Source organism: Streptomyces formicae, assembly GCF_002556545.1.
Taxonomy (GTDB): Bacteria; Actinomycetota; Actinomycetes; order Streptomycetales; family Streptomycetaceae; genus Streptomyces; species Streptomyces formicae_A.
This window is the reverse complement of sequence record NZ_CP022685.1, coordinates 8,723,640-8,737,558: the sequence shown is the minus strand read 5'-3', so window position 1 is coordinate 8,737,558 and position 13,919 is coordinate 8,723,640. Positions and strand designations below refer to the sequence as shown.

The window sequence follows — 13,919 nt, the reverse complement described above, 5'->3', positions numbered from 1 at the left end:
CTGCGCCGCGGACTGCGCGGGGGCCGGGCGTCGTTGATGCTTGTCACTGTGCTGTCCCTTCGTTCGTCTCGTCGCGCGACGGGTTCGCGGATTCGGCCTCGATGAAGCGCACGAGCCGCGCGGTGCCCTCGGCGATCTGAGCGGGCGTCAAGTAGCTGGTGGACAGGCGCATGCCGTGCAGGCCGCCGCCACCGGGATGGAAGTACGTCATCGGCGTCCAGATGACACCGAAGTCCTGTGCCGACCGGGTCAGCGCCGCGTTGTCCGCGCGGAAGGGCACGCGGACGGTCAGGAAGAAGCCGCCGGCGGGTTCGTTCCACCGCACGCCCAGCGCTTCCCTGCGCTCCCTCGGCAGCCGGGTGTCCAGTTCCCTGAGCGTGGCCCGCATGGCGTCGCCGTAGTACTGGGACGCCGCCGCGTTCAGCTCCGAGACCCGGCCGCCCGCGGCGAGCAGCGTGCCCGCGACGGCGGCCTGGCTGAGCGAGGACGTGTTGACCGTCACCATGCTCTTGATCTTGGCGAGTTCGTCGGCGAGCAGTCCGGTGCGGCCCCGGTCGTCGATGACGGGCTGGTCGGCGACGACGAAGCCGACCCGGGCGCCGGGGAAGACCGTCTTGGAGAACGAGCCCAGGTGCACGACCGAGTGCGCGCGGTCCATGGACTTCAGGGTCGGCAGCGGCGGCCCCGGGCTGACGAGCCGGTAGGGGCTGTCCTCCAGGATGAGGAGGTCGTGCCGGGCGGCGAGTTCGAGCAGTTCGGCACGGGCCGCCTCGCCCATCGTGGTGCCCGAGGGATTGGAGTGGTCGGGGACGACGTAGAAGGCGCGGGGACGTCGGCCGCGCGCCTTCTCGGCCCTGAGCACCGCCTCCAGGTCGGCGCAGGAGACGCCGTCCTCGCGCTCCTCGACCGGGGTGACGGGGATGTCCAGGAGCCGGGCCGCGCCCGCGATCCCCACGTAGCAGGGGCTGGAGACCAGGAGTACGTCGTCGGGCCCGCCGATGAGCGCGCGCAGCACCAGGAGCATCGCCTCTTGGGCGCCGACCGTCACCACGACGGACTCGGCGGGTACGTCGATGTTCTCGTCGGCGCGCAGCGAGTCGGCGATGATCTCGCGGATCTGCCCGGCGGTGGGCCCGTACTGGTACATCGCGGTGCGGATGTCCTGCGGCGAACTCCCTTGCTCCGCGAGGTGGTTGAGGTAGCGGCGCAGGTGGCTGAAGATCTGCTCGCTGTCGAAGAACCCGTCGTAGGGCCGCCCCGGCGCGAAGGAGATCGCGTCCGGATAGCGGGAGGTGATCTCGTTGAGGAACGTCATCGTGTCCAGGACGGGATCGCGGAGGCTGGCGTGCAGTTCGGACTTGCGCAGCGCCACGGGCCGGGCGTCGGCGGGCCGCGCCACGTCAGGCGCCGGGGCCGCGGCCCTGATCAGGCCGGGTCCGATGTCGGCGACCGTGCCGGTCCCCGTGAACGCCATCGCCTCGCCCAACTCCCGTACGAGACCGTCCAGTGCCTCCGTGACGCCCGCGCGCCCACCGGCTCGCAGCCCGTCGAGGACCGGGCGTCCCGCGAACACCGCGTCGGCGCCCGACGCGAGCGCGGCCAGGACGTCCGCGCCGCGCCGTACGCCGCCGCTCAGCAGGACGGGGCAGCGCCCCGCCACGGTCCGCGCGATCTCGGGCAGCGCGGCCAGGGCGTCGGCCACGATCCCGTCGGCGCCGCTCTCCAGGGCGCGCAGCGCGTCGGCCGCGTCGCGGACGCCCGCGACGAGCAGTGGCAGGCCTGTGGCCGCGCGCAGGTCGGTCACGTCGGACCAGTCGGCGCGGGCGCCGAGCAGGGCGTGCACGTCGGCGACCGGGCCCTGCCAGCCGAGGTTGACGGGGGCCGCCACGCGCCTGAGGCGGATGTCGTCGCGGTCGCCGACGGCCAGCAGCAGCGCGCCGAATCCGGCGCCCTCGGCCTGCTCGGCGAGCCGCCGTGCCGTGTCCCGGTCGGCGAAGGCGTAGGTGCGCAGCCACAGTGGGGCGTCGGTGGCCGAGGCCAGTTCGGCGAAGGTGCGTTCGGCGAAGGCACTGATCACGGCGGGGAGTCCGGCCGTCCCCGCGGCCTGGACGACGGCGAACTCGCCGCCTGGACGCGCCGGCGCGTCCAGCGGGCCGACGACCAGGGGTGCCGACCAGGGCCTGTCGAGGATCTTCACGCCCGTATCGGGCGTGCCGGGATCGCGCGGGGTGCGCGGGGTGCGCTGCCGCAGGCCGATGCGGTCGAACAGCTCGCGGTTGGCGTCCTTGCCGCGCGCACCGCGATTTCCGCCCGGTCCATGATTCCGCGGGTCCGCCGAATTTCCGGAAGCAGCAGTGGGAGCGGCAGCGGTATCCGATTTCCCGCTCTTCCCGCCGCGCCCCCGCACAATCCGCGCGGAGCCGTCGGAGCGCTGTCCCGCCATGGATTTCCCCCCACCATCCGGCAGTTAGCAAGAATGTTTCACCCGCCGCTCAGACTCACATGAATCACCACAGTCCAACAACGCCGTCCAACCGCCCGAAACGCGCACTTGGACAGCTCTCCCGTTCCTGGAGCGTTCCGTCATTCCTGGAGCAACGGGAGCCGCGCGTCGTGTTCGCGTACGGCCTCCCAGCCGTCGGCCCGCAGCCCGGTCACCAACCGCTCGGCGACCGGCCCCGGGACGGTGAACCGCGCGGCAAGACCGGAGCCGCCGCCCGCCGCGCCGTCCACGGCGGCGTCCTCCGCCACCACGCCCAGTTCCGTCACGGCGGCCAGGAGCCGGGCCAGCTCCCCGGGGCGGTCCGGGACGCCCACCCGCACCCGCTGCCCGTCGGCCGACGCGGCCCGCCCGGTCCCCGGGATCCCGGCCAGACCCGAGATGCCCCGGTCCAGGAGGTCCACGAGCGTACGCATCCCCTGGTCACGATCCCCGCCGTCCGACCCGGCGAGCGCGTCGAGCGCGGGGACGAGGCGGGACAGGTCGGTGTGCAGGTCCTTGAGGACGCCCGCGACGGCGGGCGCGTTGGACCGCAGGATGTCGCCCCAGAGCCGCGAGTCACCGCCCGCGATCCGGGTGGCGTCACGCAGTCCCTGACCGGCCACCAGGGAGAGCGCGGGAGGTCCCTCGCGCAGCCGGGCGGCGATCAGGCTGGCCATCAGGTGCGGTACGTGCGAGGTCACGGCGACGGCCGCGTCGTGCTCCTGACTGCGCATCACGACGGGTACGGCGCCGCACAGCTCCACCAGTTCGAGAGCCAGGTCGAAGGTCTCGTCCGAGGTCAGCGGGGACGGGGTGAGCACCCAGTTGCGGTCGAGGAACAGCTCGGCGCGCGCCGCGAGCGGGCCCGAGCGCTCCCGGCCCGCGAGCGGGTGCCCGCCGATGTAGCGGTCGGGGGCGGGGGCGCGGCTCAGCGCGGCGCGCTCCGGGACCGCCTTCACGCTGGCCACGTCGGTGTAACAGCGGGCGAGACCGCGCTCCTGCGCCTCGATGAGCACGGCGCACACCTGGCTGGGCGGTACGGCGATGACGGCCAGGTCCACCGGCTCCTGCGGCGTGGCCACCACTCCCGCGCCGAGGGCCGCGGCCGTCCTCGCGGCGGCCCCGGTCCGGTCGGAGAGGTACACCGCCACGCCCCGCCCGCGCACGGCGAGCGCGACCGACGTGCCGATCAGGCCCGTGCCGATGACGGCCATGGTGCGCATCACAAGACTTCCCCCGTCCGAAAGGCCGTCTGCCATAAAGCGAAAGGCTCACCGACTTTATGCAGGTGACGCCCCGACCACCAAGCCGCCGATCCTTTCCGGGGTCCGTCCATATTGTCCGTGGCCAGATGGGAGATCGAAACCGTAGAGTCCCAGGTGCTCATTTCTCTCCGGATTCTGGAGACACACATGCGGGATTTATCGAAAGCAGCGGATCCGCTCGCGGATCTCTCCATCGACTATGTCGAGTTGTACGTCGAAGACGTGGACGCGGCGGCGTCCTCCTGGGTCGAGCGGTACGGCTTCGCGGTGGTGGGGACCGGTGCGTCGGCGGACCATCGCGGCATCGCGCTGCGCCACGGGAAGATCGCCCTCGTCGTCACCGAGGCGTTGTCGGAACAGCACCCCGCCTCGGCGTACGTCCTCGAACACGGTGACGGCGTCGCCGACATCGCGCTGCGCACCGCCGACGTCGAGGCCGCGTTCGACGCGGCGGTCGCACGCGGCGCGCACGCCCATCGCCGCCCCGAACGGCACGCGGCCGAGGGCGGGCCCGGGGTCACCGCGGCGCTCCGCGGCTTCGGGGACCTCGTCCACACGCTCGTGCAGCGCGATCCCGCGGCACCGTCCGGACTGCCCGCCGGATTCGAACCGGTCCCCGGCGCGGACGACGAAGGGGCCGGTGACGTGGGCCTCGTCGACCTCGACCACATCGCGGTCTGCCTCAACGCGGGCGACCTCGAACCGATGGTCGACTACTACTGCGACACCCTCGGCTTCCGGAGCATCTTCGAGGAACACATCGTCGTCGGCACCCAGGCGATGGACTCGACGGCCGTGCAGGGCGCCTCCGGCACGGTGACCCTGACGCTCATCGAACCCGACACCTCGGCCGCCTCCGGGCAGGTCGACGACTTCCTCAAGAGCCACCAGGGCGCGGGCGTCCAGCACTTGGCGTTCTCGGCACGCGACGCGGTGGACTCGGTCCGTGCCCTCTCCGACCGCGGCGTCACCTTCCTGCGCACCCCCTCTTCGTACTACGACCGGCTCGGCCGCAGGGTCGATCTGAGCGAGGGGCGCCTGGAGGACCTGCGGGCGACGAACGTGCTCGCGGCGGAGGACCACGACGGTCAGCTCTTCCAGATCTTCACCGCCTCGGCCCACGCGCGGGGCACGCTGTTCTTCGAGATCATCGAGCGCCAGGGTTCCGCGACCTTCGGCAGCGCGAACATCAAGGCGCTGTACGAGGCGGTGGAGGTGGAGCGGACGAAGCAGCGTGGCTTCCACCGTCGCTGACCTGCTCTGCCTGGCCGACGTCGAGCGGGCGGCCGCCGCGGTGCTGCCCGCCGACGTACGGGACTTCGTGGCAGGGGGCAGCGGCGCGGAGACGACGCTCGACGCCAACCGGGCCGCCCTGGACCGGGTGTTCCTCGTCCCCAGGGTGCTCCGTGACGTGTCGGAGTGCTCGACGCGGGCGCAACTGCTCGGGCGTCCGTACCGGATGCCGGTGGCCCTGGCGCCGGTCGCCTATCAGCGGCTCCTGCACCCCGAGGGCGAGTTGGCCTCGGCCCGTGCGGCGAAGGCCGCGGGGGTGCCGTTCACCGCGAGCACGCTGAGCAGCGTGACCCTGGAGCAGCTCACGGCGATCGGCGGGAGCGTCTGGTTCCAGTTGTACTGGCTGCGTGAGCCGGGCCGCTCGCTCGACCTGGTCGACCGGGCGGCGGACGCGGGCGCGGAGGCGGTGGTGCTCACCGTGGACGTGCCGTGGATGGGGCGCAGGCTGCGCGACGTACGCAACCGCTTCGCGCTGCCGGACCGGGTGCGGGCCGCGCACCTCGACGGTCGTCCTTCGGCGGCGCACCGGGCCCCGTCCGGCGCGGGCTCGGCGCTCGCCGCCCACACGGGCGCGGCGTTCTCGCCCGCGCTGACGTGGTCGGCCGTCGCGCAGGTGCGCGAGCGCACCCGTCTGCCGCTGGCCCTCAAGGGCGTGCTGGCCCCCGAGGACGCGGTGCGCGCCGTGGAGTGCGGGGTCGACGCCGTGGTGGTGTCCAACCACGGGGGCCGCCAGCTGGACGGCGCCGTACCGAGCGCCGACGCGCTGCCCGCCGTGGTGGCGGCCGTCGCCGACCGCTGCGAGGTCCTCCTGGACAGCGGCGTGCGCACCGGCACGGACGTCCTCAGGGCGCTGGCCCTGGGCGCGTCCGGCGTCCTGATCGGCCGCCCACCGCTCTGGGGCCTGGCCCTGGCGGGCGAGCGGGGCGTACGCCACGTGCTCGACCTCCTAGCAGCAGAGTTCAAAGACGCCCTGGGCCTGGCAGGCTGCACGGACGTAAGCACGGCAACCCACCTACGCACGATGCGGGCGACCCCTTAAGGGGCGCGGGGAACTGCGCGCCCAGCCACGGGGCGCCCCGTAAAGGGCGCGGGGAACTGCGCGCCCAGCCCCGAAGCACCGGCAGAGAACAACGAAACACGGCGGGGCCCGGGCGGCACGCCGGGTCCCCGACTCGCGCCAAGGCCCGCGGCCTAGAATCGTGGGGTTTGTCCCCGAGCCACGTACGGAGCCCCCATGCACAGCCGCCCCCACGACCCGTACGTCCGCGTCCGGGGCGCCCGCGAGCACAATCTCCAGGGCGTCGACGTGGACGTTCCGCGCGACGTGCTCGCGGTCTTCACGGGCGTCTCCGGCTCCGGCAAGTCCTCGCTCGCCTTCGGGACGATCTACGCCGAGGCCCAGCGGCGCTACTTCGAGTCCGTCGCCCCGTACGCCCGCAGGCTCATCCACCAGGTGGGTGCCCCGAAGGTCGGCGAGATCACCGGGCTGCCGCCCGCGGTCTCGCTCCAGCAGCGCCGCTCCGCGCCGACGTCCCGTTCCTCCGTCGGCACCGTCACCACGCTCTCGAACTCGCTGCGGATGCTGTTCTCGCGGGCGGGCACGTACCCCGAGGGCGCCGAGCGGCTCGATTCGGACGCCTTCTCGCCGAACACGGCCGCCGGTGCGTGCCCCGAGTGCCACGGCCTCGGCCGGGTGCACCGCACCACTGAGGAGCTGCTCGTCCCCGACCCCTCGCTCTCCATCCGCGAGGGAGCCGTCGCGGCCTGGCCGGGGGCGTGGCAGGGCAAGAACCTGCGCGACGTCCTGGACACGCTCGGCCACGACGTGGACCGCCCGTGGCGCGAGCTGCCGCCCGAGGACCGCGAGTGGATCCTGTTCACGGACGAGCAGCCGGTGGTGACCGTGCACCCCGTGCGCGAGGCGGGCCGCATCCAACGCCCTTACCAGGGCACGTACATGAGCGCCCGCCGCTATGTGATGAAGACCTTCGCCGACTCCAAGAGCCAGACGCTGCGCGCGAAGGCCGAACGGTTCCTGACGAGCGCGCCGTGTCCGGCCTGCGGCGGGAGCAGGCTGCGCCCCGAGGCGATGGCGGTCACCTTCGCGGGCCGTACGATCGCGGATCTCGCGGCGCTGCCGCTCTCGGAGCTGGCCGACGTCCTCGCGGGGGCGGCTGATGCGTCGGAGACCGCGCGCGTCCTGACCGACGACCTGCTGGCCAGGATCGCGACCGTCACCGAGCTCGGCCTCGGCTATCTGAGCCCGGACCGCGCCACGCCCACCCTCTCCGCGGGCGAATTGCAGCGGCTGCGCCTGGCGACCCAGCTCCGCTCGGGCCTGTTCGGCGTGGTGTACGTCCTCGACGAGCCGTCGGCCGGACTCCACCCGGCCGACACCGAGGCCCTGTTGACGGTCCTCGACCGCCTCAAGGACGCGGGCAACTCCGTCTTCGTCGTGGAGCACCACCTCGACGTCGTACGCCACGCGGACTGGCTCGTCGACGTGGGACCGCAGGCGGGCGAGCACGGCGGCAAGGTGCTGCACAGCGGTCCGGTGGCGGAGCTCGCGGGGGTCCCCGGATCGGAGACGGCCCGCTTCCTCTTCGCCGAAGAGCCGCCCGCCGATCGCCACGTGCGCATTCCACAGGGCTGGTTGAAGGTCGGTCCGGTGAACCGTCACAACCTGCGCGAGGTGACGGCGGAGGTCCCGCTCGGCACCTTCACCGCGGTGACCGGCGTCTCGGGGTCCGGCAAGTCGACGCTCGTCGGCGAGATCACCGAGGAGCTCGCGGGGGTGGGCCGCCTGGTCTGCGTGGACCAGAAGCCGATCGGCCGCACGCCGCGCTCCAACCTCGCCACGTACACCGGCCTCTTCGACGTCGTGCGCAAGGTCTTCGCGGCGACCGACACGGCGAAGGAGCGCGGCTACGGAGCGGGCCGGTTCTCCTTCAACGTGGCGGGCGGGCGCTGCGAGACCTGCCAGGGCGAGGGCTTCGTCAGCGTCGAACTGCTCTTCCTGCCCAGTACGTACGCGCCCTGCCCGGACTGCGCGGGCGCCCGCTACAACCCCGAGACGCTCGAAGTGACGTACCACGGGCGGAACATCGCGCAGGTGCTCGACCTCACGGTGGAGGCGGCCGCGGACTTCTTCGCGGACACCGACACCCCGGCCGTCGTACGCAGCCTGCGCACGCTGCTCGACGTGGGCCTCGGCTATCTGCGGCTCGGCCAGCCCGCCACCGAGCTCTCCGGCGGCGAGGCCCAGCGCATCAAACTGGCCAGCGAGTTGCAACGGGTGCGCCGCGGCCACACCCTCTACCTCCTGGACGAGCCGACGACGGGCCTGCACCCGGCCGACGTGGAGGTCCTCACCCGTCGTCTGCACGAACTGGTCGACGCGGGGAACTCCGTGGTGGTCGTGGAACACGACATGGCGGTGGTGGCCGGCGCCGACTGGGTGATCGACCTGGGGCCTGGCGGGGGCGACCGGGGCGGACTGGTCGTGGCGGCGGGCACCCCGGCGGAGGTGGCGCGCGCCGAGGGCAGCAGGACCGCCCCGTATCTGGCGAGGGTGCTTCCGCGCACCGGCTGAGCACCACCCGACCGCATCGGGCACAGGATGTCGGGTCCGGCGTGCTGCCCGCTCCCTAGCGTGGTGATCACGAACAAGGAAGGAGGCCGGGGGTGCTGGAGCGGCTCAACCAGGTCATGGAGCACATCGAGCGGCAACTGACGGAGGTCATCGAGGTGGCGGCGCTCGCGCGCACCGCGGCCACCTCGGAGTACCACCTGCGCCGGATGTTCTCCGCGCTCGCGGGGATGCCGCTGTCGGAGTACGTCCGGCGCAGGCGGCTCACCGTGGCCGGTGCCGAGGTGCTCGCGGGCCGGGATTCGCTGCTTGACATCGCCGTGCGCTACGGATACGGCTCGGGCGAGGCGTTCGCCCGCGCGTTCCGTGCCGTGCACGGCGTCGGTCCCGGCGAGGCCAGGCGCGGCGGCGCCTCGCTCGTCTCCCAGCCCCGGCTCTCCTTCCGCCTCACCGTCGAAGGGAGCAGCAGCATGCGCTATCGCGTCGTGGACAAGCCCGACTTCACCGTGGTCGGGCCGAAGGCCCGGGTACCCCTGGTGCACGCGGGTCCGAACCAGGCCATCATCGACTTCGTGCGCGGGATCGCGCCGGGGACCATGGAGGCCCTGGCGAAGCTGTCGGACCAGGAGCCGCACGGCGTCGTCTCGGTCTGTGACGACCTGGACCCCGGCCGCGCCGAGGGCACCGAACTCGACTACTACCAAGGGGTGATCACGGCCGCGCCGGGCCCCGAGCCCCTCCCCGACGGCAGCACCGCGCTTGCCGTGCCCGCGGGCACCTGGGCGGTCTTCACCGCGTCGGGTCCCGCGCCGGAGGCCATCCAGTACCTGTGGCGGGACGTGTTCACCGAGTGGTTCCCCGCCAACCCGTACCGCAGCCGTCCGGGACCGGAGATCCTGCGCACGAACATGTCCGCGGACGGGGGCGAGGCCGACGCCGAGCTGTGGCTGCCGGTGGAGCGCGAACAGGGCTGACCGGCTCCGGGGCGGGTGCTCACCCGCCCCGGTAGGCGTCGCGCAGCCGGGACTTGGCCAGCTTGCCGGTGGGGGTGCGCGGCAGGCGTTCGGTGAAGTCGACGCTGCGCGGCGCCTTGTAGTGCGCGATGCGTTCGCGCGCGAAGTCGATGAGCGCGCGCTCCAGTTCGGGTCCGGGAACGATCCCGCGCTCGACCTGGACGACCGCCTTGACCGCCTCCCCCATCTCGGCGTCCGGTACGCCGACGACGGCCACGTCGGCGACGGCCGGATGCAGCACGAGCACGTCCTCCGCCTCCTGCGGATAGACGTTCACACCTCCCGAGATGATCATGAATGCCTTGCGGTCGGTGAGGAAGAGGTAGCCGTCCTCGTCGACGTGGCCGATGTCCCCGGTGGTGGTCCAGTTGGGGTGGTCGGGGTGCTGCGCCTCGCGGGTGCGGTCGGTGTCGTTGTGGTACCGGAAGGGGACGTCATCGCGTTCGAAGTAGACGGTCCCCGTCTCCCCCGCGGGCAGCACGCGCCCCGACTCGTCGCAGATCCGCAGCGCGCCGAGCAGCCCGTCGCGGCCCACCGAGCCGGGCTTGCGCAGCCACTCGTCGGGGGCGATGAAGGTGATGCCGTTGCCCTCCGTCGACGCGTAGTACTCGTACAGGACGGGCCCCCACCACTCCATCATCCGCCGCTTGACCTCGACGGGGCAGGGCGCGGCGGCGTGGATGGCGACCTTCATCGACGACACGTCGTACCGCTCGCGCACCTCGGCGGGGAGCTTCAGCATGCGGACGAACATGGTCGGCACCCACTGACTGTGCGTCACCCGGTGCCGCTCGACGGCCGTGAGGGCGCCCTCCGCGTCGAAGGCGTCCATCAGGACGACCGTGCCGCCGGTCGCGGTGACCACGCCGCAGAAGCGCAGCGGCGCCGCGTGGTAGATCGGGGCGGGACAGAGGTAGACGCTGTCCTCGTCGAAGCCGTACACGGCCTGGAAGATGAGGGTGTACGCGGTGGGCTGCTCGCGCACGTCCCCCTCGGGGAGCGCGGGCTCGACTCCCTTGGGCCGCCCGGTCGTTCCGGACGAGTAGAGCATGTCGGTGCCGAGCGGCTGGTGAGCGGGCGGCACGGCGGACGCCGCTTCCAGCGCCTTCTCGTACGTACCGTCGTCGAGCCCGAGCACCAGCGGCGGGCCGCCCGCCAACTCGGTGACGGCGGCGCCGAGTTCGGCCAGCGAGCCGGAGACCACGAGCGCGGCCGCGCCGCAGTCGCGGACGATGTAGGCGGCCTCGTCCGCGCTCAAGTGGTGGTTGACGGCGGTGAGGTAGAGGCCGGAGCGCATGACCGCCCAGTAGACCTCCAGGGCGCGCGGGTCGTTGTCGCAGAGCAGGGCGAGGTGGTCGCCCCGACGCAGACCTGCGGCCCGCAGATGATCCGCGAGCCGCAGGGAACGTTCGTCGAGTTGTCCGTAGGTGAGGGTCCGTGTGCCGTCAGCGCTGACGACGGCCACCCTGGCGGGGTCGTACGCTCCCGGGTACATCAGCCGACGGTAGCGCCCCAAAGGGGCGCGGGGAACGGCGCGAGCAACCACAGCCGCCCCGCGGACAACGACGCAGCGCCTACCGGCTCACCTTCCGGGTCGCGCGCAACCACTCCTTGTTCATCGCGGCGATCGACGGCAGCGGAATGCCCTTGGGGCAAGCCGTGGCGCACTCACCGGTCAAGGTGCACCCGCCGAAGCCCTCTTCGTCCATCTGCGCGACCATGTCGAGGACCCGGGTCTCCCGCTCAGGCGCACCTTGCGGAAGGACGTTGAGATGGTTGACCTTCGCCGAAGTGAACAGCATCGCAGAGCCGTTCGGGCAGGCGGCGACACACGCCCCGCACCCGATGCACTCCGCGTGCTCGAAGGCGGAGTCCGCGTCCGGCTTCGGCACGGGCGCGGCGTGCGCCTCGGGCGCGGACCCGGTCGGCGCGCTGATGTAGCCGCCGGACTGGATGATGCGGTCGAAGGCGGTGCGGTCCACCACCAGGTCCTTGACGACGGGGAAGGCCGACGCGCGCCACGGCTCGACGTCGATCGTGTCGCCGTCCTGGAAGGAGCGCATGTGGAGCTGGCAGGTGGTGGTGCGTTCGGGGCCGTGCGCGTCGCCGTTGATGACGAGCGAGCAGGCGCCGCAGATGCCCTCGCGGCAGTCGTGGTCGAAGGCGACGGGGTCCTCGCCCTTGAGGATGAGCTCCTCGTTGAGGGTGTCCAGCATCTCCAGGAAGGACATGTCCTGGGAGATCCCGTCCACTTCGTAGGTGGACATGGCGCCGGAGGCGTCGGTGTTCTTCTGGCGCCAGACGCGCAGGGTGAGCTTCATGCGTAGCTCCGCTGAGTGGGGTGGACGTACTCGAAGGCGAGGTCTTCCTTGTGCAGGACGGGGGCCTCGCCGGTGGCGGTGAACTCCCAGGCGGCCACGTAGGAGAACTCCTCGTCGCGGCGGGCGGCCTCGCCGTCCGGCGTCTGGGACTCCTCGCGGAAGTGGCCGCCGCAGGATTCGGCGCGGTGCAGGGCGTCGAGGCACATGAGCTCGGCGAGCTCCAGGTAGTCGACGATGCGGTTGGCCTTCTCCAGGGACTGGTTGAACTCCTCACCGGTGCCGGGGACCTTGATCCGGCGCCAGAACTCCTCGCGGATCTGCGGGATGCGCTCCAGGGCCTTGCGAAGTCCCGTCTCGGTGCGGGCCATGCCGCAGAACTCCCACATGACTTCGCCGAGTTCGCGGTGGAAGGAGTCGGGGGTGCGGTCGCCGTCGACGGCCAGGAGCAGGTGGAGCCGGTCCTCGGTCTCGGCGAGCACTTCCTGCACGACGGGGTGCTGGTCGCTCACCTCGTCCTGGTGCGGGTGGCGCGCGAGGTAGTCGTTGATGGTGGAGGGGAGCACGAAGTAGCCGTCGGCGAGGCCCTGCATGAGGGCGCTGGCGCCGAGCCGGTTCGCCCCGTGGTCGGAGAAGTTGGCCTCGCCGACCGCGAACAGTCCCGGCACGGTGGTCTGGAGGTCGTAGTCGACCCAGAGGCCGCCCATCGTGTAGTGCACGGCGGGGTAGATGCGCATCGGCACCTCGTACGGATTCTCCGCGGTGATCCGCTCGTACATGTCGAAGAGGTTGCCGTACTTCTCCTCGACCTTCTTCTTGCCCATGCGCTGGATGGCGTCGGCGAAGTCCAGGTAGACGCCCTGCCCGCCGGGGCCCACTCCCCTGCCCTCGTCGCAGACGTTCTTCGCGGCGCGCGAGGCGATGTCGCGGGGCACGAGGTTGCCGAAGGAGGGGTAGACGCGCTCCAGGTAGTAGTCGCGCTCGTCCTCGGGGATCTGGTTCGCCGGGCGGTCGTCGCCCTTGGCCTTGGGGACCCAGATGCGGCCGTCGTTGCGCAGCGACTCGCTCATCAGGGTGAGCTTGGACTGGTGGTCGCCGGTGCGCGGGATGCAGGTGGGGTGGATCTGGGTGAAGCAGGGGTTGGCGAAGTGGGCGCCGCGCCGGTGGGCCCGCCAGACGGCGGTGGCGTTGGAGTTCATGGCGTTCGTCGACAGGTAGAAGACGTTGCCGTAGCCGCCGGAGGCGAGGACCACGGCATCGGCGAAGTACGTGTCGATCTTCCCGGTGATCAGGTCACGTGCCACGATGCCGCGCGCCCTGCCGTCCACCACGATGACGTCGAGCATCTCCGTACGCGGGTGCATCTCGACGTTGCCCGCGGCGATCTGCCGCGACAGGGCCTGGTAGGCGCCGAGGAGGAGCTGCTGGCCCGTCTGGCCGCGCGCGTAGAAGGTCCTCGACACCTGGACGCCGCCGAAGGAGCGGGTGTCCAGGAGGCCGCCGTACTCGCGGGCGAACGGCACGCCCTGGGCGACGCACTGGTCGATGATCTCGACGGAGATCTGCGCGAGCCGGTGCACGTTGGACTCGCGGGCGCGGAAGTCGCCGCCCTTGACGGTGTCGTAGAAGAGCCGGTGGACGGAGTCGCCGTCGTTGCGGTAGTTCTTCGCGGCGTTGATGCCGCCCTGCGCGGCGATGGAGTGGGCGCGGCGCGGCGAGTCCTGGTAGCAGAACTGGACGACGTGGTAGCCCTGTTCGGCGAGCGTGGCCCCCGCGGAGCCGCCCGCGAGTCCCGTACCGACCACGATCACGGTGTGCTTGCGGCGGTTGGCGGGGTTGACCAGCTTGGCCTCGAAGCGGCGGGTGTCCCAGCGCTCGGCGATGGGCCCCTCGGGCGCCTTGGTGTCGACGAGCGGTTCACCGGTCGTGTACTCGGCGTATTCGCTGGAGTGATTCATG

General features: G+C 72.0%; 9 protein-coding genes. 4 read left to right on the top strand and 5 right to left on the bottom strand.

The genetic code is table 11. The features are described 5' to 3' along the window. Positions 1-43: 43 nt before the first annotated feature. Positions 44-2,443, bottom strand: coding sequence for an aminotransferase class I/II-fold pyridoxal phosphate-dependent enzyme (locus KY5_RS37665; RefSeq protein WP_098246407.1), 2,400 nt, complete (start codon positions 2,441-2,443; stop codon positions 44-46). A gap of 140 nt (positions 2,444-2,583) precedes the next feature. Further along, positions 2,584-3,705, bottom strand: a complete 1,122-nt coding sequence (locus KY5_RS37660; RefSeq protein WP_199843417.1) for a prephenate dehydrogenase — start codon at positions 3,703-3,705, stop codon at positions 2,584-2,586. Positions 3,706-3,894: 189 nt separating this feature from the next. On the opposite strand from KY5_RS37660, the gene hppD reads away from it, so the two are divergent. The 4 genes from hppD to KY5_RS37640 all read left to right on the top strand — a co-directional run bounded on the left by hppD (position 3,895) and on the right by KY5_RS37640 (position 9,603). Beyond that, on the top strand, positions 3,895-5,001 hold the full coding sequence (hppD, locus tag KY5_RS37655) for a 4-hydroxyphenylpyruvate dioxygenase (protein ID WP_098246405.1): 1,107 nt from the start codon (positions 3,895-3,897) through the stop codon (positions 4,999-5,001). Next, on the top strand, positions 4,982-6,079 hold the full coding sequence (locus tag KY5_RS37650; RefSeq protein WP_098246404.1) for an alpha-hydroxy acid oxidase: 1,098 nt from the start codon (positions 4,982-4,984) through the stop codon (positions 6,077-6,079). Before hppD ends, KY5_RS37650 begins: the two co-directional genes overlap by 20 nt. Positions 6,080-6,274: 195 nt before the next feature. Next, positions 6,275-8,632 (top strand): ATP-binding cassette domain-containing protein, encoded by a 2,358-nt coding sequence (locus KY5_RS37645; protein WP_098246403.1) that lies wholly within the window; start codon positions 6,275-6,277, stop codon positions 8,630-8,632. A gap of 92 nt (positions 8,633-8,724) precedes the next feature. After that, positions 8,725-9,603, top strand: a complete 879-nt coding sequence (locus KY5_RS37640) for an AraC family transcriptional regulator (protein WP_098246402.1) — start codon at positions 8,725-8,727, stop codon at positions 9,601-9,603. Positions 9,604-9,622: 19 nt separating this feature from the next. Here KY5_RS37640 and KY5_RS37635 read toward each other — a convergent pair whose 3' ends face one another. The 3 genes from KY5_RS37635 to KY5_RS37625 form a co-directional block, all read right to left on the bottom strand. Next, positions 9,623-11,137, bottom strand: coding sequence for an acyl-CoA synthetase (locus KY5_RS37635; protein ID WP_098246401.1), 1,515 nt, complete (start codon positions 11,135-11,137; stop codon positions 9,623-9,625). Positions 11,138-11,216: 79 nt separating this feature from the next. Beyond that, positions 11,217-11,963, bottom strand: a complete 747-nt coding sequence (locus KY5_RS37630; protein ID WP_098246400.1) for a succinate dehydrogenase/fumarate reductase iron-sulfur subunit — start codon at positions 11,961-11,963, stop codon at positions 11,217-11,219. Beyond that, the gene (locus KY5_RS37625; RefSeq protein ID WP_098246399.1) at positions 11,960-13,918 is read right to left on the bottom strand and encodes a fumarate reductase/succinate dehydrogenase flavoprotein subunit; all 1,959 of its coding nucleotides are present in this window, start codon (positions 13,916-13,918) and stop codon (positions 11,960-11,962) included. The genes KY5_RS37630 and KY5_RS37625 overlap by 4 nt, the downstream gene beginning before the upstream one ends. Between the last annotated feature and the right edge of the window lies 1 nt (position 13,919).